20 protein-coding genes and 1 pseudogene are annotated in these 23822 nt (G+C 65.3%); 17 read left to right on the top strand and 4 right to left on the bottom strand.

What is annotated here, in order from left to right:
- Positions 1 to 149: 149 nt before the first annotated feature.
- The 6 genes from K359_RS0130905 (at position 150) to K359_RS0130880 (ending at position 8444) form a co-directional block, all read left to right on the top strand.
- A complete protein-coding gene (locus tag K359_RS0130905) occupies positions 150 to 1136 on the top strand; it encodes a hydroxyacid dehydrogenase (protein WP_029082782.1) in 987 nt (328 codons plus the stop codon).
- Between the two features lie 53 nt (positions 1137 to 1189).
- The gene (locus K359_RS0130900) at positions 1190 to 2521 is read left to right on the top strand and encodes an MFS transporter (protein WP_029082781.1); all 1332 of its coding nucleotides are present in this window, start codon (positions 1190 to 1192) and stop codon (positions 2519 to 2521) included.
- A gap of 29 nt (positions 2522 to 2550) precedes the next feature.
- The gene (locus tag K359_RS0130895) at positions 2551 to 3879 is read left to right on the top strand and encodes an MFS transporter (RefSeq protein ID WP_029082780.1); all 1329 of its coding nucleotides are present in this window, start codon (positions 2551 to 2553) and stop codon (positions 3877 to 3879) included.
- A 21-nt stretch (positions 3880 to 3900) separates the two neighbouring features.
- Entirely contained in the window at positions 3901 to 4926 is a 1026-nt protein-coding gene (locus tag K359_RS0130890) for an amidohydrolase family protein (RefSeq protein ID WP_029082779.1), read from the top strand.
- A 33-nt stretch (positions 4927 to 4959) separates the two neighbouring features.
- Positions 4960 to 5634 (top strand): RraA family protein, encoded by a 675-nt coding sequence (locus K359_RS0130885; RefSeq protein ID WP_029082778.1) that lies wholly within the window; start codon positions 4960 to 4962, stop codon positions 5632 to 5634.
- Positions 5635 to 5960: 326 nt separating this feature from the next.
- Entirely contained in the window at positions 5961 to 8444 is a 2484-nt protein-coding gene (locus K359_RS0130880; RefSeq protein WP_256375182.1) for a TonB-dependent receptor, read from the top strand.
- 158 nt (positions 8445 to 8602) lie between these two features.
- Here the strand turns inward: K359_RS0130880 and K359_RS0130875 are convergent, their stop codons facing one another.
- Together K359_RS0130875 and K359_RS0130870 are read right to left on the bottom strand one after the other, a co-directional pair.
- The gene (locus tag K359_RS0130875) at positions 8603 to 9376 is read right to left on the bottom strand and encodes an SDR family NAD(P)-dependent oxidoreductase (protein ID WP_029082776.1); all 774 of its coding nucleotides are present in this window, start codon (positions 9374 to 9376) and stop codon (positions 8603 to 8605) included.
- An 88-nt stretch (positions 9377 to 9464) separates the two neighbouring features.
- Positions 9465 to 10085 (bottom strand): hypothetical protein, encoded by a 621-nt coding sequence (locus tag K359_RS0130870; protein WP_029082775.1) that lies wholly within the window; start codon positions 10083 to 10085, stop codon positions 9465 to 9467.
- 362 nt (positions 10086 to 10447) lie between these two features.
- Between K359_RS0130870 and tuf the strand changes: the two genes are divergently transcribed.
- The 8 genes from tuf to K359_RS0130825 all read left to right on the top strand — a co-directional run bounded on the left by tuf (position 10448) and on the right by K359_RS0130825 (position 21311).
- Entirely contained in the window at positions 10448 to 11653 is a 1206-nt protein-coding gene (gene tuf, locus K359_RS0130865; RefSeq protein WP_029082774.1) for an elongation factor Tu, read from the top strand.
- 232 nt (positions 11654 to 11885) lie between these two features.
- Positions 11886 to 12257, top strand: a complete 372-nt coding sequence (locus K359_RS63480) for a DUF2946 family protein (RefSeq protein ID WP_029082773.1) — start codon at positions 11886 to 11888, stop codon at positions 12255 to 12257.
- Between the two features lie 148 nt (positions 12258 to 12405).
- Complete coding sequence (locus K359_RS0130855) at positions 12406 to 14679, top strand: TonB-dependent receptor (protein WP_029082772.1); 2274 nt, start codon at positions 12406 to 12408, stop codon at positions 14677 to 14679.
- A 166-nt stretch (positions 14680 to 14845) separates the two neighbouring features.
- Positions 14846 to 15781, top strand: coding sequence for a helix-turn-helix domain-containing protein (locus K359_RS0130850; RefSeq protein ID WP_029082771.1), 936 nt, complete (start codon positions 14846 to 14848; stop codon positions 15779 to 15781).
- Between the two features lie 118 nt (positions 15782 to 15899).
- Positions 15900 to 17144, top strand: a complete 1245-nt coding sequence (locus K359_RS0130845) for an acyl-CoA dehydrogenase family protein (RefSeq protein WP_029082770.1) — start codon at positions 15900 to 15902, stop codon at positions 17142 to 17144.
- A 108-nt stretch (positions 17145 to 17252) separates the two neighbouring features.
- Entirely contained in the window at positions 17253 to 17975 is a 723-nt protein-coding gene (locus K359_RS0130840; protein ID WP_029082769.1) for an SDR family NAD(P)-dependent oxidoreductase, read from the top strand.
- A gap of 639 nt (positions 17976 to 18614) precedes the next feature.
- Entirely contained in the window at positions 18615 to 19475 is an 861-nt protein-coding gene (locus K359_RS0130830) for a DUF427 domain-containing protein (protein WP_029082767.1), read from the top strand.
- 72 nt (positions 19476 to 19547) lie between these two features.
- Positions 19548 to 21311 (top strand): MOSC and FAD-binding oxidoreductase domain-containing protein, encoded by a 1764-nt coding sequence (locus tag K359_RS0130825; protein WP_029082766.1) that lies wholly within the window; start codon positions 19548 to 19550, stop codon positions 21309 to 21311.
- Positions 21312 to 21386: 75 nt separating this feature from the next.
- Here the strand turns inward: K359_RS0130825 and K359_RS0130820 are convergent, their stop codons facing one another.
- Positions 21387 to 22286, bottom strand: a complete 900-nt coding sequence (locus tag K359_RS0130820) for a LysR family transcriptional regulator (protein WP_029082765.1) — start codon at positions 22284 to 22286, stop codon at positions 21387 to 21389.
- A gap of 110 nt (positions 22287 to 22396) precedes the next feature.
- Here K359_RS0130820 and K359_RS66270 point away from each other — a divergent pair.
- Positions 22397 to 22654 (top strand): annotated as a pseudogene (locus K359_RS66270) (alcohol dehydrogenase catalytic domain-containing protein); the annotation flags it as partial.
- Here the strand turns inward: K359_RS66270 and K359_RS63475 are convergent.
- Positions 22585 to 22767 (bottom strand): hypothetical protein, encoded by a 183-nt coding sequence (locus K359_RS63475; protein ID WP_198031202.1) that lies wholly within the window; start codon positions 22765 to 22767, stop codon positions 22585 to 22587. The pseudogene K359_RS66270 and the gene K359_RS63475 sit on opposite strands and share 70 nt — an antisense overlap.
- Positions 22768 to 22895: 128 nt before the next feature.
- On the opposite strand from K359_RS63475, the gene K359_RS63470 reads away from it, so the two are divergent.
- Complete coding sequence (locus K359_RS63470) at positions 22896 to 23366, top strand: zinc-binding dehydrogenase (protein WP_198031201.1); 471 nt, start codon at positions 22896 to 22898, stop codon at positions 23364 to 23366.
- Positions 23367 to 23462: 96 nt separating this feature from the next.
- Positions 23463 to 23645 carry a DUF1427 family protein gene (locus K359_RS64720; RefSeq protein WP_371261205.1) on the top strand — a complete coding sequence of 61 codons (183 nt, stop codon included), beginning with the start codon at positions 23463 to 23465 and terminating at the stop codon, positions 23643 to 23645.
- The last annotated feature ends 177 nt before the right edge of the window (positions 23646 to 23822 follow it).

Genomic DNA, 23822 nt, shown 5'->3' with positions numbered 1-23822 from the left:
GACCTCACGGGGCCGTTTCCCGATCTTCGCGCGAAATCAGCAATGCTCCAAGGGAGAAGGGAGAAGCGCGAAAAATGCGTCAGGTTCTTGCAGTATGGCGCGGCGCACGCAGCGGGGCAGCCATGCAATATCGCAGCGGGCGATAGGCCATGACCGCTTCGTTTCGCGTCCTGGTCACCGGCGACACCCTCGCCCCCGCAGCCGTCGAAATCCTCAGCGAGATCGGCGCGGACGTCGTGCTGATGCGCGATGCCATCACGCCTGAACGCCTCACGCACGAGATGGCAACAGCGCCGACGCAGGCGATCCTGATGCGCGGCAATCCGGTATTCTCCTCCGCCGTCATCGCCAGCAATCCGCATTTGCGCGTGATCGCCAAGCACGGTGCGGGTATCGACAGCGTCGACATCGATGCCGCAACCAAGCAGCGCGTGCTGGTGATGGTGGCGGGCGACGCCAACGCGCCCGCGGTTGCCGAGCACACCATCGCGCTGATCCTCGCGCTCGGGCGTGATGTCGTCAGCCTGAACGCGCGAACCCATTCCGGCGCCTGGGACCGCGCCACCTATCGCGGCCGCGAAATCCGCGGCCGCACCCTCGGCCTCGTCGGCTTCGGCCGTATTGCCCGCCACGTCGCGCGCACAGCGGCGGCGCTCGGCATGACCGTCGTCGCGCTCGGCCGAAGCAAAGGCCGTGTCGATCCGGCGCTGGCGCGCGAAGCCGCCGATCTCGCCGATCTGCTCGCCGTCTCCGACATCGTCAGCCTGCACGCGCCGCTGACCGATGCGACCCGCGGCATGATCGACGCCGCGCGCCTCAACGCCATGAAGTCCGGCGCCATCCTGATCAACACCGCGCGCGGCGCGCTGGTCGACGAGGACGCATTATGCGCAGCGCTGAGCAGCGGCCATCTCGCCGGCGCCGGCCTCGACACGCTGGCGCAAGAGCCGCCCGCCAAGGACCGGCCGATCCTGCAGGCGCCGAACCTGATCGTGACGCCGCATATCGCAGCCCAAACCGGCGCATCGATCACGCGGACCGGCGTCGAGGCAGCGCGCAACATCGCAGCAGTGCTGACGCAGGGCGACATCGATCGCGCCAACGTCGTCAACCCGGCGGCGCTGGACCCGCCATAACGCTCGCAGAAACGGCCCGACAAGAGGCCCGTGATATCAAGGGGGAAACGAACATGAATCTGGGGTGGCTGTCCAAGCTGTCCGCCGTCGAACGCAAGACATTCTTCGCCGCCTTCGGCGGACTTGCGCTCGATTCGATGGACACGACGATCTATGCGCTGGTCACGCCGGCGCTGATCGCGACGCTGAGCCTGTCGCGGCCGGACGCCGGGATTCTCGCCTCGAGCTCGCTGATCGGCACCGCTGCGGGCGGCTGGATCGCAGGCATTGCCGCCGACCGGTTCGGCCGGGTACGCGTGCTGCAATTCACCATCCTTCTGGTCGCGGTCTCGACATTTGCCGCCGCCTTCGCCGACGGCTTCTGGTATCTCCTGGTCGCGCGCGCCGTCCAGGGCATGGGCTATGGCGGCGAGGCCGCGGTTGGTGCCGTGCTGGTGGCCGAGGTGGTCTCGGCCGGCATGCGCGGCCGCGTCGCCGCCGCGATCCAGAGCGGATATGCCGTCGGCAATGCACTGTCGGTGGCGGCATTTCCGCTCATCTTCGGCTGGCTGTCGCAGGACATGGCTTGGCGCGTGTTCTTCGCGATCGGAATCCTGCCCGCGTTGCTCGTCTTCTTTGTCCGCCGCTTCGTGCCGGAATCCGCGATCTTCGTCGAGGAGAAGGCGCAGCGCGGCGCCTCGGCGACGCACAGCTTCTGGACCATCTTCACCGGCGAGCATCTGTTCAAGACGCTGGTCGCGACCTTCTTCACCACCGGCACACTTGGCGCGGCCTATGTGATGATCACCTGGCTGCCGACATATCTGCAGACCGGCCTGCATCTGCCGGTCATGCACACCGCCGGCTATCTCGCCGTCAACATCTTCGGATCGTTCGTCGGGCCGATCGCCTTCGGCCTGATTGCCGACCGTATCGGCCGCCGCAAAGGCTTCATGCTGTTCCTGCTCTGCCAGGCGCTGAACGTCGCAGTCTACACCCAGGCGCCGATCGGCCAGGGCATCACCATCATCCTCGGATTTTTCCTCGGCGCGCTGCAGGCCGGCCTCGCCTCCGGCCTGATGCCGACCTTTGCCGAGCTGTTTCCGACCAACATCCGCGCCAACGGCGCCGGGTTTGCGCTCAGCGCAGGGCGCGGCCTCGGCTCGATCGTGCCGGCGACCGTCGGCATCCTGTCGACGCGGATGCATCTCGGCGACGCAATGGCGATCTGCGCCATCTGCGGCTACGCGGCCGCGTTCTGCGCTGCATTGATGCTGCCCGAACAGCAGGGCATCGACCTCCGAACGATGGCGGCAGGCCCGGCTCCGGACGGAGCCGAACGGCTGCCTCCCGCGCGCGAGGCCGTCCACCCCAACAACATCCGAAATGGCGTCGCGACCCAATGAACGCCATCACAACGAACGGGAGGATTTTAATGGCCGGAGCGTCCGTCAGAGAACTCGAACAGCAAACCATCCGCCGCGTCTACTGGCGGCTGATCCCGATCCTGTTCGTCATGATGTTCTTCAACTATCTCGACCGCATCAATCTCGGCTATGCCGGGCTGACGATGAACAAGGATCTCGGTCTCAGTCCCGCGATCTTCGGCTTCGCCGCCAGCATCTTCTTCCTCGGCTACATGGTGCTCGAGGTTCCGAGCAATCTGATGCTGCACTGGTTGGGCGCGCGGATCTGGCTGGCGCGCATCCTGATCACCTGGGGCCTGGTCGCGACGCTGACCGCCTTCGTCTGGAATCCGCTCAGCCTCTACGTGATGCGGTTCGGCCTCGGCGTCGCGGAAGCCGGCTTCATGCCCGGCGTGGTGCTCTATCTGACCTACTGGTTCCCCGCGCGCTATCGCGCCCGCGCGGTGGCCGGCTACATTATCGCCGGCTCGTTCTCGGCGGTCCTGGGCGGACCGATCTCGACCAGCATCATGACCTGGTACGACGGCGCCGCCGGCCTGCATGGGTGGCAATGGATGTTCATCGCTGAGGGCGTGCCGACCATTCTGCTCGGCCTGTTCACGCTCTATTATCTGACCGACCGCCCGGCCAAGGCGAGCTGGCTGAGCAAGGAGCAGGCCGCCTGGCTGGAGGGCGAGCTCGCCGCCGAGCGGGCCGAGATCGAACAACAAGGGCAGCACAGGTTGATCGAATGTATCATCGATATCAGGGTCTGGCTGCTGGCGGCGCTGTTCGGCTGCGCGCTGGTCGGCATCTATGGCCTGCTGCTGTGGCTGCCGCAGATCATCAAGGGCATGGGCAATCTCAGCAATATCGAGGTCGGCTTTCTCTCCGCGATCCCGCCGCTGCTCGGCGTCATCGGCACCATCATAGTCAGCTGCAGCTCCGACAAAACAGGCGATCGCAAGTTTCACCTCGCGGCGGTCTATCTGCTCGCGGCGATCGCGATGCTCGGCAGCGCCTATGTCTCGAGCCCGGTGCTGGCCTTCGTGTTCCTTTGCATCGTCGGCTTCAGCCTGAATGCCGGCAATCCGCTGTTCTGGAGCATCAACGCCTCGCTGCTGACCGGCGCGGCCGGCGCCGCCTCGATCGCCATGGTCAACACGCTGGCGCAGTTCGGCGGCCTGATCGGGCCGTGGTGCATCGGCCTGATCAAGGACTCCACCGGAAGCTTCTCATGGGCGCTGGTCGGCATCGCCGGCTTTCTGCTCATCGCCTCCGCCATCGCCGCCACCATGCGCGTCAAACCGCGCGAGACGGAATTGACGGGCGCGATGCCGTCCTCCGTCACACACTGACAACCTCGTAAGGAAGCAACCATGATCATCGATTGTCACGGCCACTACACCACCGAGCCGGCCAAGCTGCAGATATTCCGCGACAAGCAGCTCGCCGGCCTCGCCGACAGATCGCGCCGGCCGCTCACCACCAAGCTCGGCATCACCGATGACGAGATCCGCGACAGCGTCGAGGGCGCGCAGCTTCGCCTGCAGAAGGAGCGCGGCACCGACGTCACCATCTTCTCGCCGCGCGCCGCCGGCATGGCGCATCATGTCGGCAAGGAAGCGACCAGCCGGGAATGGACCACGATCTGCAACGACCTCGTGCACCGGGTCTGCACGCTGTTCCCGCAGAACTTCGTTCCCGTGTGCCAGCTGCCGCAGAGCCCTGGCGTCAAGCCTGCGAACTGCATCGAGGAGCTGGAGCGCTGCGTGACGCAGCTCGGCTTCGTCGGGTGCAACCTCAACCCCGATCCCGCCGGCGGCTATTGGTGCGATCCGCCGCTATCAGACGAATGGTGGTACCCGCTCTATGAGAAGATGGTCGAGCTCGACGTGCCGGCCATGGTCCATGTCTCTTCGTCCTGCAATCCCTGCTTCCACGGCACCGGCGCGCATTACCTCAACGGCGACACCACCGCCTTCATGCAGTTCCTGACCTCGGACCTGTTCAAGCGCTTCCCGACCCTGCGGTTCATCATCCCGCATGGCGGCGGCGCGGTGCCCTATCACTGGGGCCGCTACCGCGGCCTCGCGCAGGACATGAAGCTGCCGCCGCTGTCGGAGCATCTCCTGAAGAACGTGTTCTTCGACACCTGCGTCTATCATCTCCCTGGGATCGAGCTGTTGACCCGGGTGATCCCGGCCGAGAACATCCTGTTCGCGTCGGAGATGGTCGGCGCGGTCCGCGGCATCGATCCCGAGACCGGGCATCACTTCGACGACACCCGCCGCTACATCGACGCGCTGCCGCTAAGCGCGGCGGACAAGGCCAAGATCTTTGAAGGCAACGCCCGCCGCGTCTATCCCCGCCTCAACGCCCATCTCGACCGCCGCTCGCATTAAGCGATCGCGCCGACAACAAACCGGAGAACACCGATGGCTGTAGGATTTGCAATTCACAAGGCGAAGCGAAAAGTGTCGCCTGGCCTCGTCGCGCGCTACCGGCCGCTGCCGGTCGCCAATATCAGCGATTCGATGTCGCGGATCGCGGGCACCAACCGTCTGCGGCCGATGCATGCCGGCGGCTGGCTCGGCGGCCCGGCGCTGACCGTGAAGACCCGGCCCGGCGACAATCTGATGGTGCACAAGGCGATCGACCTGGCCCAGCCGGGCGACGTCATCGTGGTCGACGCCGGCGGCGTCCTCGTCAACGCCATCATCGGCGAGATCATGTCGACCTTGGCTGAGAAGAAGGGTGTGGCGGGCTTCGTGATCGACGGCTCGATCCGCGATGCCGGCGCGATCCGCGCTGGTGCGTTCCCGGTGTTCGCCGCCGGCGTCGCGCATCGCGGCCCCTACAAGGACGGCCCGGGCGAGATCAATTGTGCCATCTCGATCGACGGCATGATCGTCGAGCCCGGCGACCTCATCGTGGCCGACGACGACGGCGTGCTCTGCGTGCCCTATGACGACGCCGAGGCCATCTGCAAGCTGACCGAGGCCAAGAAGGCCACCGAGGAGAAGGCGATCCAGCAAATCCTGGCCGGCACCAGCGACCGCCGCTGGGTCGACGAGGCCTTGCAGCGCCTCGGCTGCGAGTTCAAGGACTAGACACGTACCGTTGCCTAAGAGGCGGGAATGCCCGTCTCTTAGGCACAAACCTGCGTAAAGCCGCCCAGAATCACCGCCCCGTATCGGATTCGCGCGTCCGTCCACCAGCATCGGGAATTTTTCCCGAACATATCTGGAAAAGAATCCCGGTCCTCCGGGACACATCTTGTTTGCCAAAGCCTTAGCGCTCCCGCAGTCTTAAAACCAAGGTTCGTCGGGGATAAAAGTCGAACCGCGACTTTGGGGTGGGCGTCATGGCTGGTGCGTTGTTGCGTACGGCAACACGATTTTTGTCTTCTTCGGTTCACACGCGTGGCGCCGCGGCCGTGCTCACGGCGATCGGCGCCGCGGCGCCGCTGACCGTTGTTTACGCCCAGACCCCCGCACCCGCCCCGACCGAGTTGCCGCCGGTCACCGTGATTGCTCCCTCGCCGTTGGCGGGCACGCGCAGCCCCAAGCCGGCGGCACGGCCGGCGGTGCAGACATCGCGAACCACACGAACACGGGCCGCGCCGGCGCAAACCGCGGCGGCGCCCGAAGGTGGCACCGGCGTCCCCGGCCCCTCCGAGCGCGACTCCACCCTGATCGATCGCGACAAGGTCCCGTCCAACACCGCGGTGATGACGTCGGCGGATTTCAGCCACAACTATTCGACCAACTTCCTCGATGCGGTGAACCGCAAGCTGCCCGGCGTCACCCTCACCGACCAGACCGGCAATCCGTTCCAGCGCACGCTCGACTATCGCGGCTTCGTCGCCTCGCCGGTTCAGGGAACGCCACAGGGGATCGCGGTCTATCAGAACGGCGTCCGCATCAACGAATCCTGGGGCGACGTGGTCAATTGGGATTTCATCCCGGAAAAGGCCATCGACCGGTTGTCGTTGGTTCCTAACAGCCCCATATTCGGCCTCAACGCGATCGGCGGCGCGCTCAGCATCCAGATGAAGAACGGCTTCACCTATCAGGGTGTCGAGGGTGAAGCGTTCGGTGGCTCCTACGGCCGTGTGCAGGGCAGCGTGCAGGCCGGCGGCCAGAAGGACAACATCTCCGCCTATGCGGCCTTCGAATCCGCCTATGACCGCGGCTGGCGCGACTACGCCAATTCGTCGCACGTCAACCGCATGTATGTCGACATCGGCGCGCGCAACGATGACACCGAATTCCACGTCAACTTCACCGGTGCCAACAATCTGCTCGGCAACGTCGCGGCCACGCCGGTCGAGATGCTCAATCAGCGCTGGTCGAGCGTCTACACCTGGCCGCAGTCGACGCATCTTCAGCTCGCCTTCGTCAACGCGACGTTGAACCACAATTTTTCGGACACCTGGTCGTTCCAGGGCAACGCCTACTTCCGCAGCTTCCGGCAGTCCCATGTCGACGGCAATGGCACCGACGTCGCGCCGTGCGACGATCCCACCAATCTGTGCATCGGCGACGGCCTTCCGATTTTCGGCCCGGCGGACGGTACTGTTCCGAACACGCTGGGCACCGCTTTCCTTGGCGAAATCGACCGCAACCGGGTCGCGACCAACAGCTTCGGCGGTACAGCCCAGCTCACCAATACGGACAGACTGTTCGGCCATGACAACCACGTCGTGATGGGCGTCAGCGTCGACCACGGCAATACAAAATTCACGGCGACCAGCGAACTCGGTACGGTCGACCAGAATCTGTTCGTGACGGGCACCGGTGTCTTCATCAACCAGCCCGACGCCGGTCTCAGCCCGGTCGACCTGCGCGCCACCAACACCTATACCGGCGTCTACCTCACCGACACATTCGATGTGACGAACAAGTTCTCGGTCACCGCCGGTGGACGATTCAACTATGCCCAGATCGACCTGCAGGACCAGACCGGCACAAACGACCTGCTCAACAGCAGCAACCGCTTCCAGCGATTCAACCCGGTGATCGGCGGCACCTACAAGATCACCCCGAATCTCACCGCCTATGCCGGCTATTCGGAAGCCAACCGCGCGCCGACGCCGCTGGAGCTCGGCTGCTCCGATCCGAACCATCCCTGCATGATCGACACATTCCTGGTGGCCGATCCTCCGCTCAAGCAGGTGGTGGCGCACACCGTCGAAGCCGGCCTGCGCGGCGGCTGGGGCCGCGACGTCAGGACCGGCGTGTTGAGTTGGGGCCTCGGCGTGTTCCGCACGCTGTCCGACGACGACATCATCCAGGTGGCGAGCCCGCTCGGTGTCAACAATTTCGGCTTCTTCCAGAATGCCGGCCAGACCCTGCGGCAGGGTATCGAGGCCAAGCTCGAATACCGCTACAACAGCTGGAATGCTTACGCCAACTACACCTATGTCGACGCGACCTATCGAAGCGCGATCACGCTGTTCTCGCCGAACAATCCGAACGCCCAGACCGACCCGAACAACGACGACGTCTCGTTTGTCAACGTCAAGCCGGGCGACCACATCCCGGGCATTCCCGCGCACCGCTTCAAGGCCGGCGTCGAGTACAACGTCACTGACGCGTGGAAGATCGGCGCCGACCTCAACGTCGTGGGCAGTCAGTGGATCATTCATGATGACACCAACCAGAGCCCGAAGGTGCCGGCCTATTCGGTCGTCAATCTGCACACCTCATATCAGATCACAAAGAACATCGAGGTGTTCGGCCTGATCAACAACGTGTTCAACCAGCACTACTATCTGAGTGGCGCGTTCTATCAGACCGGCGGCTTTGCCAGCGCCACGCCTGGAGTCACCAACCTGATGGCGCAACTGAGCGATCCCCGCACCTTCGTGCCCGGCATGCCGCTCGCCGCCTATGCCGGCATCAGGGCGAAGTTCTAGGGGGAATGCCCTTGAGAGCCTGACCCAGAGGGCGGCCAAGGAGCTTTCCACGAAACTCGTCATGCCCGGCCTTGTGCCGGGCATCCACGTCTTTATCTCCACGCGATCAGGCAAAGACCTGGATGGCCGGACAAGCCCGGCCATGACAATGCGGGATCCTACGCCAGCGTCCCGCCGTCGACCGGCATCGCGATGCCGGTGACGAACGACGCCTTGTCCGACAGCAGGAACACCGCGACCTCCGCGATCTCCTCGGGGCGCGCGGCGCGGCCCATCGGATTGCGAGTCACCGCGGCCTTGATCAGTTCCTCCGGATCGGCCTCGTTGTGCCCCGGCTGGTCCGGCCGGTTGACGAACACCCGCAGCATCGGCGTGTCGATCGCACCGGGGCAGATCGCATTGACGCGCACGCCGTCCTTGGCGTGGCGCTTGGCGAGCGCGCGTGCGAGGCCGATCACGCCGGCCTTCGCCGCCGAATAGGTCGGGCTCCACGGCGAGCCTGTCAGCCCCGAGGTCGATGCCGTGAACAGGATGCTGCCCTTGCGCCGCGCGGTCATGTGGCCGAGCGCCGCGTTGGTCGTGATCAGCTGCGAGCGCAGATTGAGATCGACGCTGAGGTCCCAGCCCTCCATGTCGTCGATCACGGACGGACCGGGAATGCCGAGATGGTTCCAGACGCAGTCGAGCGCGCCGAATTCCTTCACGGTCGCAGCGACGATCTCGCGCGAAAAGCCGTCGTCGCGGAGATCGCCGGTCAGCGCCAGCGCGCGGCCGCCGCCCTTCCTGATCTCGTCGACAACAGCCTTCGCGCCGGCCTCGTTCTGGTCGACCACCGCAACGGATGCACCCTCGCGCGCGAGGATGCGCGCCCCGGCGCGGCCGGCGCCCGACGCTGCGGCGGTGACGAGCGCGATCTTGCCCTGCATGTCCATGTTTTCGATCCCGGCTGTGCTCTTGACCTCGAGCCTTCTCGGCTCTGGTTGGATCAGGACCGCAGCGCGGCCGTCTTGCGCTGACGCGCTAGCGGCCGCCGAACAGAATCGGAGACTGGCCGGGCAGCAACTGCGAATGGATGTCGCTGTCCATCCGCTCCGTCCCTTGCTGGGTGAAACCGGCCCCGAACGACAGGGTGACATTCGAGGTCGGGCGGAACTCCAGGCCCGCGCGCGCCGAATAGCCGGCGTTGACGCCGGGATTGCCGCTGAACGGCGCCAACGGCCCGCCGGCGCCGGGCGGATTGTATTTCAACGTGTCGAAGCCGGCGAAGAACGTCACGGGTGTATTGCCGACGCCCTTGAAGTTGTAGCCGAACTGCGCGCCCTGATATTCGAGCGAGCCGAACGCCGCCGATTGGCCGAGCCCGCTCCAGCCGGCGCGTCCGCCTTCGCTGCCGATGAACCAGCCGTCCGGACGGCCATTCAGATACGCGAAGTCACCGCCCTGCGCGCCGGCGGCGTCGAAGCCAGGAAAGTTGCCGTAGGTGTCCGCCTTCTGGCCATCGGCCAGGCTGCCGCCGAAGCCGAACAGCGACCCCGGCGTCCAATAGCGCACCGGGCCGGCCTGAGCATGCGCCTGCTGGCTGCCGAGACACAGCACTGCCACGACGATTGCGAGACCGGTTTTGCTTGCGAGGATCGACATTGGGGAGACCGTCACCTGTGCCCGCAAACTATACGCTCCGGAGGCCGACAATGCCAGCGTACCGCTCCACGGCAACACAGCCGCCTCTTGCCAATCGCGCGGTCACGCCTTATGTACACGCCTCCTTTTTTGATAGCGAGCGACCCAGGTTTCCACATGCGGCGATCACAGCAAGCATCGATGCTGATGACGGGAGGGCTATTGCCCTCAGCCGCCGCTATTCTGCTTTGGACCTGACCTCACGTCACACCTGACATTGGAAGGCAGCCCGGAGCGGAAGCGGCTCCTGGCGCCGAACGAGCTCTCGCGGTGCCTCGAGTCGTGCAAACCCAGCACGGGAGCTCGAACACCACAGGTGTCCCATGGCCAAAGAGAAGTTCATCCGCCTCAAGCCCAACTGCAATGTTGGCACGATCGGCCACGTGGATCATGGCAAGACGACGCTGACGGCAGCGATGACGAAGGTTTCAGCCGATCACGGCTGGGGCGCGTTCGTCTCCTATCAGGACGTTGCCAGGGCGTCGGCAGCGCAAGGTACGCGTGACGACACGAAGATCCTGACCATTGCGACGAGCCACGTCGAGTTCTCGACGGCGGCGCGTCACTACTCGCACGTCGACTGTCCGGGCCACGCCGATTATGTGAAGAACATGATCACGGGCGCGGCGCAGATGGACGGCGCGATCCTGGTCGTCTCCGCCGTCGACGGACCGATGCCGCAGACGCGCGAGCACATCCTGCTCGCGCGCCAGATCGGCGTGCCGCGCATCGTGGTGTTCCTGAACAAGTGCGATGTCGCTGACGATCCGGAACTCGTCGATCTCGTTGAGATCGAGGTGCGCGATCTGCTGTCGAAGTACCAGTACGACGGCGACAACGCGCCGGTCGTGCGCGGTGCGGCGATGGCGGCGCTGCGCGGCGAGCGCGGTCCGCTGGCGGATCAGGCGATCCTGAAACTGTTCGAGGCGCTCGATAGCTACATCGAGCTGCCCGAGCGGCCGAAGGATCGCCCGTTCCTGATGCCGATCGAGGGCGTGCAGTCGATCGCCGGACGCGGCACGGTCGTGACCGGGCTCGTCGAGCGCGGCACGATCAGGCTCGGCGACGAGGTCGAGATCGTCGGCCTCGGCGAGACCCGCAAGTCGGTCGTGACCAGCATCGAGAGCTACCGGAAGATCCTCGATCAGGGGCAGGCCGGCGACAATGTCGGCTGCCTGCTGCGCGGGATCGACAAGGCTGTCGTGCAGCGCGGTCAGGTGCTGTCGCACCCGGGCGGTGCGTCGCCGCACCGGACCTTCCGGGCGGAAGTGTATGTGCTGACAAAGGACGAAGGCGGACGGCACACGCCGTTCTTCGCCAACTATCGTCCGCAGTTCTACTTCCGGACCGCCGACGTCACCGGCACCGTCCAGCTCGCCGATGGCGCCGAGATGGTGATGCCGGGCGACAGCGCCGAGTTCACGATCGAGCTCAACAAGCCGATCGCGCTCGAGGAGCGGTCGCGCTTTGCGATCCGTGAAGGCAACCGCACCGTCGGTGCCGGCGTCTTCACCGCGATCGTAGAGTAAGGGATGGGGGCCTGGCGCGAGCCGGGCCCCTATTTTCATGGGGAGTGCTTCACGGCCACCACGAAAAGGCACCGTAAGTCGCGACGTTGCCCAGTCGCCCCAGACGGCTGGAAATTGATCGCATTGCCCAGCAATGCGGATTGACAGGCTGGCACGTTTTCGAAAATGTGCGACACCGCGTCGCAGGCACCGTCCATCGGTGTTGTGACCATCGACGCGGAATGGCGTCGTCATGAAGTGGTTTCGTTCGAACATCAGGCACGGGGCTGGGCTGGCGCTTTTGGCGCTGGCGATCCAGTTCGTGCTGTCGTTCGGGCATTTTCATGCCATCGCATCGGCACAGGCGACGGCGGCGTTCGCGGCGCATGTCGAGAACACGTCGCGCGACGAGCCTCGTTCTACGCCTGATTCCGATCAGGCCGCGGACCTCTGCGCTATCTGCGCCGTCGTGGCAATGGTCAACACGGCGACGCCGGCACCGGCGCTGCCGCCGCTGCAGTTGCCCGATGCCGTCGGTCTGCTTCCTTGGCACATCGACAATTATGCGGCCCCGGTCGAATTCGGCAGGCCTCACTTTCAGCCGCGCGCACCTCCGATCTCCTGACATCCCACCACAACTGAACCTCAAACGCGGCCACGCATCGGCTGCCGTTTGATCAATGGGGAATCTGGCCGTCGCGCATCGACGGCAGGCACGACCGTGTCCTGTTCGGAAGGATCCGGATCGCGGCCTCGTGAGATCGGAAACGAACATGTCAGGGCATATCAGACGACACGCCGCCGCCGGCGCGGCATCGCTTTTGGTCTGCGGGATGAATGGCCCCGCGTGGGCGCAAACGACCGCGCCGACCACAGAACTTCCGGACATCACGGTGACGGCGCCGCTGCATCACAGCGCGCCGTCTGCGCCGAACAAGCCGAAGACACACGTTGCCGCCGGAGCCGGTCGACGCGCGCGAAGAACCGGCGCAGTATCGGCTGCGCCCGAATCCGCCGAGCAGGCTCAGGCCCGCGGGGTCGCAGGCCAGAACGCGCGGCTCGACCAGGCCCGCGCCGCGCTGCTGGCACCGACCGGCGCCAATACCTACGAGATGAGCCGGCAGTTCCTGGAGTCGCTGCCGCAGGGCACCAACACCACCCTGGACAAGGCGCTGCTGCAGGCGCCCGGGGTCTCGCAGGACTCTGCCGCGAGCGGCGAGTTGCACGTGCGCAACGAGCACGCCAATCTGCAATACCGCATCAACGGCATCATGCTGCCGGACGGCGTCGGCGCCTTCGGCCAGATCATCGACACTGGCATCGTCGGCAGCATGGCGCTGTTCACCGGCGCCCTGCCCGCACAATACGGCCTGCGCACCGCCGGCGTGCTCGACATCCAGACCAAGACCGATGCCTTCAACAATTCCGGCAGCGTCAGTGTCTATGGCGGCAGCCACGGCAATTTCACGACCAGCGTCGACTATGGCGGCACCATCGGACAGACGCAGTATTACGTCTCGGGACGCTATTTCGGCAGCGATGTCGGCATCGAGAATCCGACGCCGGCCTACAATGCCATCCACGACCGGACCGATCAGGAGAAGGGTTTTGCCTATGTCTCCACAGCGCTCGATCCGACCAGCCGGCTGACCTATATCGGCGGCGTCTCCAACGGCAATTATCAGATCCCCAACAATCCGGGCCAGTCGCCGGCCTTCACCGCCTTCGGCGTCTCCAATTTCGATTCCGCGCTGCTCAACGAGCGGCAGCGGGAGTTCAACCAGTTCAACGTCGTGGCCTATCAGAAATCGGCCGACGGCCTCGATTACCAAATCGCCTATTTCAACCGCTACAGTCAGTTGCATTTCACGCCGGATCCGGTCGGCGATCTCGTCTTCAACGGGGTCGCGTCCGACGTCTATCGGCAGAGCTTCATCAACGGCATCCAGGAAGACACGTCCTACCGAGTGGGCTTCGCGCACACGCTGAAGTTCGGCGTGTCGTTCAGCGCCGAGCGGTCGCTGGTCAACAACGGCTCGACCGTGCTGCCGCTGGACGATACCGGGAACCCCATCGACGCGCCGCTCTCGGTGTTCGATTCCAGCGCCAAGACCGGGTACCTGTTCTCCACCTACATCAGCGACGAGTGGAAGATCACCAACCAGCTGACGCTCAACGCCGGGCTGCGCTTCGACCAGATGTGGCAATATGTCGATGCCAACCAGCTCAGCCCCCGGATCAGCCTGACCTGGAAGCCTCTCGAAGGCACGACCTTCCATGCCGGCTATGCGCGCAACTTCACGCCGCCCGAGCAGGTGCTGGCGGCGCCGACCAACCTCTCGCTGGTGCAGAATACGACCGCGCAGCCCGCCGTCTCCGCCAACGATCCTGTCTTACCCGAGCGCTCGCACGTGTTCGACGTCGGCGTCACGCAGAAAGTCTATGCGATCCCCGGCCTCGAAGTCGGCATGGACGCCTATTACAAGATCGCGACCGACCTGCTCGACGACGGCCAGTTCGGCGCGGCCTACGTCCTGACCGCTTTCAACTACGCGAAAGGCACCAACGAAGGCGTCGAGCTGACGGCGAGATACGACCACGACAATTTGCACCTCTACGGCAACGTCGCCATCGCAAGACAGGTCGCGACCAACGTCGTGTCGAACCAGTATCTGTTCGATCCGGACGAACTCGCCTACATCGCCAACAATTACGTCAACACCGATCATGCCCAGACCCTGACCGCATCAGTGGGCGGCTGGTATCAGTGGCACGACACCAAGTTCAGCGCCTCGCTGATCTACGGTTCAGGCCTGCGCGACGGCTTTGCCAACATCGGCACAGTGCCGCCCTACACCCAGGTCAATCTCGGCGTCTCGCACGATTTCTACCTTGTCGCACCGAACAAGCCCACCACGCTGCGTCTCGACGTCGTCAATCTGTTCGATACCGTCTACCAGATCCGCGACGGCTCCGGCATCGGCGTGTTCGCGCCGCAATACGGACCGCGGCGCGGCGTCTATGCCGGCATCACCCAGAAGTTTTGACGAAAGGCCGACGTCAACCAGGGGATGGCGATGCCCACGGCATCGTCATTGCTCCGGTCCGCGGGTGTCCCGGGACCCGCGGGCTGGCACTATTTGACCGCCGGTTTGGCCGGCGATATCTTTCGACCGCTGGGCCCTTCGCAGTGACAGTCTATTCGAGGCGCACATGGAATGGTCGACCAGGCCGGCCCGTCCGGATCAGCCCTTCGGCAGTTGGGCTGATAACCTCGCGGCTGCCTTCGTGCGGTTGGAGCCGCGCCGGATTGCCGAAGAATCCTTTGTCGGCACGATCTGCAAGGTCGACGCCGCGCCGCTGCAGATCTCGCGGGTCACGGCGAGCGGGCACACCGTGCTGCGGCTGCCGTCGCACATCGTTGCGAGCACCGACGACCTTTGCTTCGTCAACCTGCAGCTCGAAGGGCTGGGACGTACCTCGCAGCGCGGCCACGAGCAGATCAGTGCGCCCGGCGACCTCGCGGTTGCCGATACGACGCAGCCGTTCGAGATCGCCCACCGCCACAACTTCAAGCTCTTTTGCTTTGCCGTGCCGCGACGTCTGTTGCCGGACGCGCTGTTCGACCGCCCGCGGCTCGGCCTGTCGGCGACCGAAACCGGCCGCGCGTTCTCGCGGACGCTGGCGAGCTACGCCGAGCTCTGCCTCAGCGGCCGTCAACTCGCCACGACCTCGGCGATGCTCGGCACGCATATCGCCGAGCTGATCGCGCACGCACCCGACATCCTCGCCCACATGTCGGCGGAGCGCGTGCATATGCCCGTGCTGCTGTCGATGATGCTTGACCACATCGCCCGTCACAGCGACGATCCCGAGCTCGGTGCCCCGGCGCTGGCCACGAGATTCCGCTGCTCCGAGCGCTATGTGCACCGCCTGTTTGCGACCACCGGCCGCTCCGTCGGCGAACACGTCAACGAGCAGCGGATCGCCGCGTGCACGCGCGCCCTGCTCGATCGCAGCTCTGCCCACAGGACCATTGCCGAGATCGCCTTTGCCGCGGGCTTCCGCGACATCTCGCATTTCAACCGCCTGTTCAAGCGCCACAATGGCCTCGCCCCGCGCGAGTTCCGCCGCTCAGCCGCGCATTGAAAGCGCGACGAGACCGGGTTCACGACCCGGTTCACCCCACGCCAAGAAATCAGGCGCTGCCGTCCAAGATTTCCTGACCATGCCGGGATAGCGATAGCCCGACACGGAGGACATTGGCATGGCGATCGATTTCACGCTCACGGCGCAGCAGCGCGAGTTGCAACTCGCCTCCCGCAAATTTGCCAGGGAGGTGCTGGCCGAGGCCAGGGCCGCCGAAAAGCTGGCAACGCCGGAGCAGCGCTTTCTCGCGACCAAACCGACCTACGAGGCGATGGTGGCGGCCGGCTATATGCGCAAGTGCATTCCGGCGCCGGCAGGCGGTGACAATGCCGGCATGATCGACATGGCGATCCTGGCCGAGGAATTCTACAGCGTGAATCCCAGCGTGACGCTCACGATGCTCGGCAGCGTGCTCGGCCTGCTGCCGCTGCTGCTCGGCGGCACGCCCGAGCAATGCCAGCGGTTGCTCGCGCCGTTCCTGAAGACCAGCGGCGCGCCGCTCGCGGCCTTCTGCTCCAGCGAACCGGGCGGCAGCGCCAACGCCGCCTCGCCGCCGCCCGGCGAGGGCGTCCGCACCACGGCCCGGCGCGAGGGCGACAATTGGGTGATCAACGGCCGCAAGAAATGGGTGTCCTCGGCCACCGGCTGGAATCGCGAGGGCGCCGATCTCCTGACCGTCGTGTGCCGAACCGATCCGGCGGCGGCACCCGACGCGGCCATCTCGATCATTGCCGTGCAAGGACCGGTGACCGGTCTGGTGTTCGAACGCGCGATCGACAGCATCGGCCATCGCGCGCACCTCGTCCCCCAGTTTGGCTTGCAGAATGTCACGGCGCCGCAGCGCAATCTGCTCGGACAGCAGGGCGCAGGTCTGGCGCTGACGGCGGCGGCGTTCACGGGCACCGCGGCGCTGGTCGGAATCTTCGGCGTCGCGCTGATGCGGGCGGCGTTCGCGTTCGCGCTTGATTTTGCCCGCACCGAAAAGCGCGGCGGCGTGCACCCCATCATCGAGCATCAGGCAGTCGGATACGCGCTGGCCGATGCCAAGACCACAATCGAAGCGGCGCGTTATCTGAGCTGGCGCGCCTGCCATGCCCTGGACACCCAGTCGCCGGCCGCCGAGGAGCTCTCGGTGCAAGCCAAGATCTTCGGCTCCGAGGCCGCCGTGCGCGTCATCACCGATCTGATGCGGGTGGTCGGTATCGACAGCTATGACTATGAAGCGCCATTCGGCGGCCTGCTGCAGGACGCGCTCGCGCTGCCGATCTTCGACGGCGGCAATCTGGGCATCCGCCGGCGGCAACTGCACACGATGTTCAAGAGCCACGACTACAGCCCGCTTGCTGCAAGCGGCGCGGCGTAGGCCAGAGCGTTTTCGAGCGAAGCCTGCCCGCACTTGATGCGGGGTGGATACCGGTTCACGCAAGGAAAACGCGTCAAAACAAGAATCGAGTTTTGAAGGAGTGCGATCATGAGCACAGAGCGGAAAGTGGCTGTTGTCACTGGCGCATCGCAGGGCATCGGCGCCGGCATCGTTCAGGCCTTCAGGGATCGCAACTACCGGGTGGTTGCGACGTCGCGCTCGATCAAGCCGGCCGACGATGCGGATTTTGTCACGGTGGCGGGCGACATCGGGGCGCCTGATACTGCGGAGCACGTGTTCAAGGCGGCGCTGGAGCGCTTCGGCCGCGTCGACACGCTGGTCAACAATGCCGGAATCTTCATGGCCAAACCGTTCACGGCCTACACGCAGGATGACTACGCCACCTACATCTCCACGAACGTCACGGGCTTTTTCAACATGACCCGGCGCGCGCTGGAGCTGATGAGCAAGCAGGGCCATGGTCACGTCGTCACGATCACGACAAGTCTCGTCGACCAGCCGATGAGCAGCGTTCCGGCCGCCCTCGCCTCGCTGACGAAGGGAGGCTTGAACGCCGCAACCCGCGCGCTCGCCATCGAATACGCAAGGACCGGAATCCGCGTCAACGCGGTGTCGCCCGGAATCATCAAGACCCCGATGCACCCGGCGGAGGCGCATCAGGCGCTGGCAGCCCTTCACCCGGTCGGCAGGATGGGAGAGATCTCCGACATCGTCGACGCGGTGCTTTATCTCGATGGCGCAGGCTTCGTCACCGGCGAAGTGCTCCACGTCGACGGCGGACAGGCGGCCGGCCACCATATGCCCGGCTGATGTAGGCAAGAGGCACTCCACGAGGAGCTGTCCGTCGTCTTTGACGACGAGGAACAGGCACTCACTCCGTAAAAACCCCGCTTGCACTCCGCTGCCGGCTGCGGGAAGCTTCTCCGGTCGATTTAGGGGAAGGAGCGGAAAGCATGGTGTGCGCACGCAAACTTCTTTTGAGCTGCTTTGCAGTCGCGGCATTCGCTGCCGCCTTCAGTCCCCGGACCGCCAACGCGGTGTTTTGGCGCGGCGTCACCGCCCCGACGAACATCGATATCCACGGATATCCGATCATCAAGGAGCCGCCTCCGAGCCCGTGCCAACTGATCCATGTGAATGGCTTTTGGGTCCGGCAGTGCCTGGATTTGTCGTATCGCCGATGGCGGTGAACGAGTAGCGCACTCGCTTGAGCTACGATTCCGCGATGCTCGCCTCGTCCTTCCGCGGGCATGAGCCTCCGCGCCGGCCGCGCATTGCGCGGAACCCGAGTGCGGCGGGCAAGCGCCAGACGGGCCCGAAAGTTGCCATCATTGTTGTGAGAAATTACTGTCGGATCCGCGTTATTGCTGTCGAATTCGCGTTCGGCGTAACAAATGCTCCGCGGATATCGTACCAGCCTCGATCGTCAAATCTTTGCGGGAGGCAACAATGGGACTGTCCTGGCAACAAGGTCCGCTCTCAGCGGGAGCACTCGGCCGGTTCCTCGTGCCCGAACCGCTGCCCAAGAGGTTGTTGTTCGTCGAGCGGCTGCGCCGGCGCATGCGCGTGCGCTTCGCCGAACGCTGGATCGCCGACAGCGAGCAGGTCCTCCTGCTGTTCGAACCGGCTCGCTATCCCGTCGCCTACTTTCCGGAAGCCGATGTTGCTCCGGGTGTCCTGGAACGCACCGAGCACGTCACCCAGCACGCCGATCTCGGATCCACGTCCTGGTACAGCGTCTGCGCCGACGAGCAGCACATCGCAGCGCGGGGCGCATGGCAGCACACCGGCCTGCCGGCCCACGCAAGCGAACTGCAGGGACGGGTCGCGTTCGCCTGGCGGGCGATGGATGCCTTCTACGAGGAGGACGAGCGGATCGTCGGCCACGCCGCCGACCCCTACCATCGCATCGACATCCGCCAGGCCTCCCGTCATCTCGTGGTCCGCCACGGCGAGCGCGTCGTCGCCGACACCAGGCGGCCGCTGGTGCTCTACGAGTCCGGCTTCGCGCCGCGCTGGTACGTTCCGCGCGCCGATATCGACGAGTCCGCCCTCGTTCCGGTCAAGCTCCAGACCTTCTGCCCCTACAAGGGATTATGCAGTTACTATGCGATCGGTGAGGCACGCCAGGCGGCGTGGTCCTATCCGGACGCCTATCCCGAGGTGCGCCGCATCTCCGGCCTGGTGTCGTTCGAACCCGATATCGTCACCGTCCATCTCGACGGCGTCCAGCTGCATCTCGAACCGGGCCAGACTGTCGTGCCGCACGGCCCGGATCGCAACCTCGACGTCGCCGAGATCGTCCGCTAGTCAGCCTCCGGCGGCTTGCTGCCATTGCGAGCCGCGGGAGGCCTCCGATTCTCGTTCAAGGCGGAGCAGAACATGGCGCGACTGCTATCCGTGAACGTCGGGCTTCCGCGCGACATTGAGTGGAAGGGCCGCACTGTTCACACCGCGGTCTGGAAAAGTCCGGTGCCCGGCCGGTGCCGGGTCGGCCGGCTCAATCTGGCCGGAGACGGCCAGGGCGACCTCGCGGGCCATGGCGGCGAGCATCGCGCCGTGTTCGTCTACCAGATCGAATCGTATCGCCACTGGCAGGAAGAGCTGAAGCGAAACGACTTCGTCCACGGCCAGTTGGGCGAGAACTTCACGATCGAGGGGTTGCCCGACGATACCGTGTGCATCGGCGACCGCTACCAGATCGGCAGCGCGCTGTTCGAGATCACCCAGCCTCGCGTGACGTGCTACCGCGTCGGCATTCGCGTCAACGAGCCGCTGATGCCGGCATTGCTGACCTCAAGCGGACGGCCGGGCTTCTACTTCCGCGTCCTCAGCGAAGGCGATGTCGGCGCCGGCGACGACATCCTGAAGGTGGGCGAGGCGAAGGAGCGAATGACCGTTGCGGAGATCAACGCGCTGCTCTATTCGCCGAACCATCCGCGTGATCGGCTGGAGCGCGCCTTGCGCATCGAGCAACTCTCGCCGGGATGGCGGGCGTCGTTCCAGGCTTTGCTGCAGAACCAGGCGAGTGGCGCGGGCACCGGCAACGCGGGGCTGGCGCCGGCAGCGGCTGCGCATCCCGCTGCACCGGGATTTCGTCCGCTCGTGGTCGCCGCCATCGATCACGAGGCGGCGGACGTCCTCTCGCTGTCGATGCAGGACCCGGACGGACAGCCGCTGCCTACGGCCCTGCCCGGTCAGTACGTCGTGCTGCGCCTTCGGCCGGCCGGCAACGGGCCGCAACTGTTTCGCAGCTACTCGCTCTCGGGCCCGGCCTCGACGGAGCGCTATCGGATCAGCGTGAAGCTCGAACCGAACGGCGCTGCCGGAACCTACCTGCGGGAGCAGATCCGGCCCGGCAATCGTCTCGACGTCAGCTCGCCGCGCGGAAGCTTCGTGCTGCGGTCCGGAGAGCGGCCCGTCGTGTTGCTCAGCGCGGGAATTGGCGCAACACCGGTGCTGTCAATGCTGCACGCCTTGGCGAAGACCGGCTCGACACGACAGGTGTTGTGGCTGCACACGGCTCGCGACGGGCAACATCATCCGTTCGCAGCCGAAGTCCGCCGCCTGATGCCCGCTCTCACCCACGGTCGCAGCTACGTTTGTTACAGCAGGCCGGACTCGCGCGACCGGAAGGGCGTGGATTTCGACGGCAGCGGACATCTGTCGCGACAGGTGTTCGGCGAGGTCGGCATTCCCGGAGAGGCGGACGTCTACCTCTGCGGACCCGCGCGCTTCATGGCAGACATGAAAGACGGGCTGACGGCCTTCGGCGTGGCGCCGCAGCGAATTCATCTCGAAATCTTCAACGGCAGCGAGTCGATGACGCCGGGTGTCGTCGGCACCGCAGCCCGAGCTCCCCATCCGCCCGGCGACGATGCGGACACCGGTCCATTGATCTCGTTCGCCAGAAGCGGCGTTGCCGCACACTGGAAAGCGTCGGCCTACCAAAGCATCCTCGAGCTCGCCGAGGCATGCGATGTCCCGGTGCGCTGGGCGTGCCGGAGTGGCGTTTGTCACAACTGCGAAAGCGGCCTGGTTTCAGGCACGGTCGCTTATGGGCCAGAGCCGCTCGACAGGCCCGCGGACGGCAATCTTCTGATCTGCTGCTCACGACCGGTTGGTGATCTCGTCATCGATCTCTGAACTGCAAGCGCGGCACGTATCAGATCGAACAGGAACCATCCGCGCGCGGCTGAGATAACGGATCCGAGAGTCCAGCTACGACGACTGGTTCAAACGCGACGCTGCGATGAAATCAACGAACAGGCGGACGCGTGGCGGCACGGGATGGCCCGGCTGAAACGTGGCGAACAGCTCGATTTCATCGCACGCATGATCGGCAAGACAGGCCACCAGACGCCCGGCCTGCAGGTCCTCAGACACGTCCCATAGCGCTTCCGACGACAGGCCCCGGCCTTCAAGGGCCCAGCCGTGAAGCACGTCGCCGCTGCTGCTGGACAGGTGCCCCTTCACGACGATCTCCTCGACGCCGTGCTCCGTCCGGAACCGCCAGCGATCGTGCAGATGATGCCGGCGCGCCAGACGCAGGCATTCGTGATCGATCAGATCGGCTGGCCGCTCGGGCATCCCGCGTTTGGCGAAATAGGATGGCGCAGCGCAGAGCACGCGCGGTGTGGTCGCGATCTTGCGCGTCATGAGCGCCGGATTGTCGGGCCGGTCAACGCGAAGCGCAACGTCGATGCCGTCCTGTCCGACCTCGAGGCCGGCATCGGAGAGCACCAGATGGACGTCCAGTCCCGGATGCTGGTCGGCGAATTCCGCCAGCAACGGCGCGATCCGCCGCCGGCCGAGCTCCATCGGCGCGCCGACCTTCAATAGTCCACGCGCCGTCGCGCCCCGGGCCGACACCTCCGCTTCGACGTCGCGCATCGCCGCAAGCAGCTTTCGGCAGTGTTCGTAGAACAGCGCACCCTCTTCCGTCAGTCGAAACCGCCGCGCATTGCGCTCCGCAAGCTTCACACCGAGCCGCGCCTCGAGGGCTGCAAGCCGCCGACTGGTGGCGGGCGGCGACGAGCGCAGGGCCGCGGCACCGGCGGAGATTCCGCCCGCTTCAACGACGCCGCAGAAGAGCTCGATATCCCCGATGCTGTCCGGCAATTCAGCCTCCATGCTTCCATATAATGGAAGCATAGCATCCTTCCTGGCATCTTTCCGGTCCTCTCAGGCCGGTCCATTTTCCAGCCTAGGAAAGATGAGGAGCAAGATTCATGCGCGCAATCCGGTTCGAGACCTTCGGAGACCCTTCGGTACTGAAACTGACCGAGGTCCCAGCGCCGACCGTGGACGCGGCGACCGCGCTGGTGCGCGTCGTCGCCGCCTCCATCAACCCCAGCGACGTCAAGAACGTGGCTGGCGCGATGAGCCAGACCACGCTGCCGCGCATCCCCGGCCGGGATTACGCCGGCATCGTCGAGGCGGGACCGGTCGAATGGTGCGGCGCCGCGGTCTGGGGCACCGGCGGCGATACCGGCTTCACCCGCGACGGCACCCATGCCGAACTGCTCGCGGTGCCAGTCACGAGCCTGCGGCGGAAGCCGGACAATCTCAGCTTCGAGCAGGCGGCATCGGTCGGCGTCAACTATGTCGCCGCCTGGTGCGGCATCGAGGCCGCCGGTCTCAAGGCTGGCGAGACCATCGTCCTGATCGGCGCCGGCGGCGGGGTCGGCGGCGCCGCGGCCCAGATCGCCCCGGCGCATCGGCGCGCGGGTGATCGGCGTCGACCGCCACGCGCCGCATGCCGACGCGCCGATTCATGCGATTGCGGAGCATCTGATCATCGGAGCGGAGGACGTGCCGGCGGAAATCCGCGCGGTCACTCGCGGCAACGGCGCCGATATCGTGTTCGACCTCGTCGGCGGCGTCATGTTCCGCAGCGCTGTCAACAGCCTCGCGCTGCGCGGACGGCTGGTGGAAATTTCCGCGACCGGCCAGCGCGAGGTGAGCTTCGATCTCGCCGATTTCTACCACAATGAAAGCCGGCTGCTCGGCGTCGATACCTTGAAGCGCGATCTGGCGGCCTCGGCGGATGTGCTTGACGCGCTCACGCCCGGCTTCATCGCCGGCGATTATCGCGCGGCCCCGATCGCGGAAACCTGCGGGCTGGCTGACGCCGCGCAGGGCTATCGCAAGGTCGCAGCCGGTGCGACAGGTCGCATCGTGATCAAGCCGCAGCAATAGGAGGACGACGATGATCGGCTACATGCTGTCCCTGCTGATGGGCGTTGCCGCCGGGGTCGCTTACGGCTCGTCCAGGTTCGCTCCCCAGCCCCGCCGCTGATCGCGCTGGTTGGCCTGTTGGGCATGGTGGTCGGAGAACAGATGATCAATACGGCGCGGCATCATCTCGCGCCCGCTTCAACACCGATCGCGCAGTCCGACGATGCACGTCCGGATCCACACGGCCTTACCGCGAGGCAAAGGCCGAACCGCATGAACGATGCGGCACGATCTCCGTGAGGGCGGAACGAAGAGCAAAAGCTCGGACGATTCATGTCGCGAGAACGCGGAAGTATGACTCACGGCTAATGCAACATTCGGTGTCGTCCTGGCGAAAGCCAGGACCCATTACCCCAAATGAGACTTGTTTCGCGATGCTGGGGCCACGATCCCGTTCATCATCAAGTGCGCTGGCTA

The sequence above is a fragment of the Bradyrhizobium sp. th-b2 genome (assembly GCF_000426785.1).
Lineage (GTDB): Bacteria > Pseudomonadota > Alphaproteobacteria > Rhizobiales > Xanthobacteraceae > Bradyrhizobium > Bradyrhizobium septentrionale.
The sequence above is the reverse complement of the archived record's forward strand: the minus strand, read 5'-3'. Positions and strand labels throughout refer to the sequence as shown.

Bases quoted from the DNA above. Each gene is read 5' to 3' on its own strand.
- K359_RS0130905 (WP_029082782.1), top strand. From the start codon at position 150: ATGACCGCTTCGTTTCGCGTCCTGGTCACCGGCGACACCCTCGCCCCC.
- K359_RS0130840 (WP_029082769.1), top strand. From the start codon at position 17,253: ATGAGCACAGAGCGGAAAGTGGCTGTTGTCACTGGCGCATCGCAGGGC.
- K359_RS0130895 (WP_029082780.1), top strand. From the start codon at position 2,551: ATGGCCGGAGCGTCCGTCAGAGAACTCGAACAGCAAACCATCCGCCGC.
- K359_RS0130830 (WP_029082767.1), top strand. From the start codon at position 18,615: ATGGGACTGTCCTGGCAACAAGGTCCGCTCTCAGCGGGAGCACTCGGC.
- K359_RS0130875 (WP_029082776.1), bottom strand. From the start codon at position 9,376: ATGGACATGCAGGGCAAGATCGCGCTCGTCACCGCCGCAGCGTCGGGC.
- K359_RS0130825 (WP_029082766.1), top strand. From the start codon at position 19,548: ATGGCGCGACTGCTATCCGTGAACGTCGGGCTTCCGCGCGACATTGAG.
- K359_RS0130850 (WP_029082771.1), top strand. From the start codon at position 14,846: ATGGAATGGTCGACCAGGCCGGCCCGTCCGGATCAGCCCTTCGGCAGT.
- K359_RS0130890 (WP_029082779.1), top strand. From the start codon at position 3,901: ATGATCATCGATTGTCACGGCCACTACACCACCGAGCCGGCCAAGCTG.
- K359_RS0130855 (WP_029082772.1), top strand. From the start codon at position 12,406: ATGTCAGGGCATATCAGACGACACGCCGCCGCCGGCGCGGCATCGCTT.
- K359_RS63480 (WP_029082773.1), top strand. From the start codon at position 11,886: ATGAAGTGGTTTCGTTCGAACATCAGGCACGGGGCTGGGCTGGCGCTT.
- tuf (WP_029082774.1), top strand. From the start codon at position 10,448: ATGGCCAAAGAGAAGTTCATCCGCCTCAAGCCCAACTGCAATGTTGGC.
- K359_RS0130845 (WP_029082770.1), top strand. From the start codon at position 15,900: ATGGCGATCGATTTCACGCTCACGGCGCAGCAGCGCGAGTTGCAACTC.
- K359_RS0130870 (WP_029082775.1), bottom strand. From the start codon at position 10,085: ATGTCGATCCTCGCAAGCAAAACCGGTCTCGCAATCGTCGTGGCAGTG.
- K359_RS0130900 (WP_029082781.1), top strand. From the start codon at position 1,190: ATGAATCTGGGGTGGCTGTCCAAGCTGTCCGCCGTCGAACGCAAGACA.
- K359_RS0130885 (WP_029082778.1), top strand. From the start codon at position 4,960: ATGGCTGTAGGATTTGCAATTCACAAGGCGAAGCGAAAAGTGTCGCCT.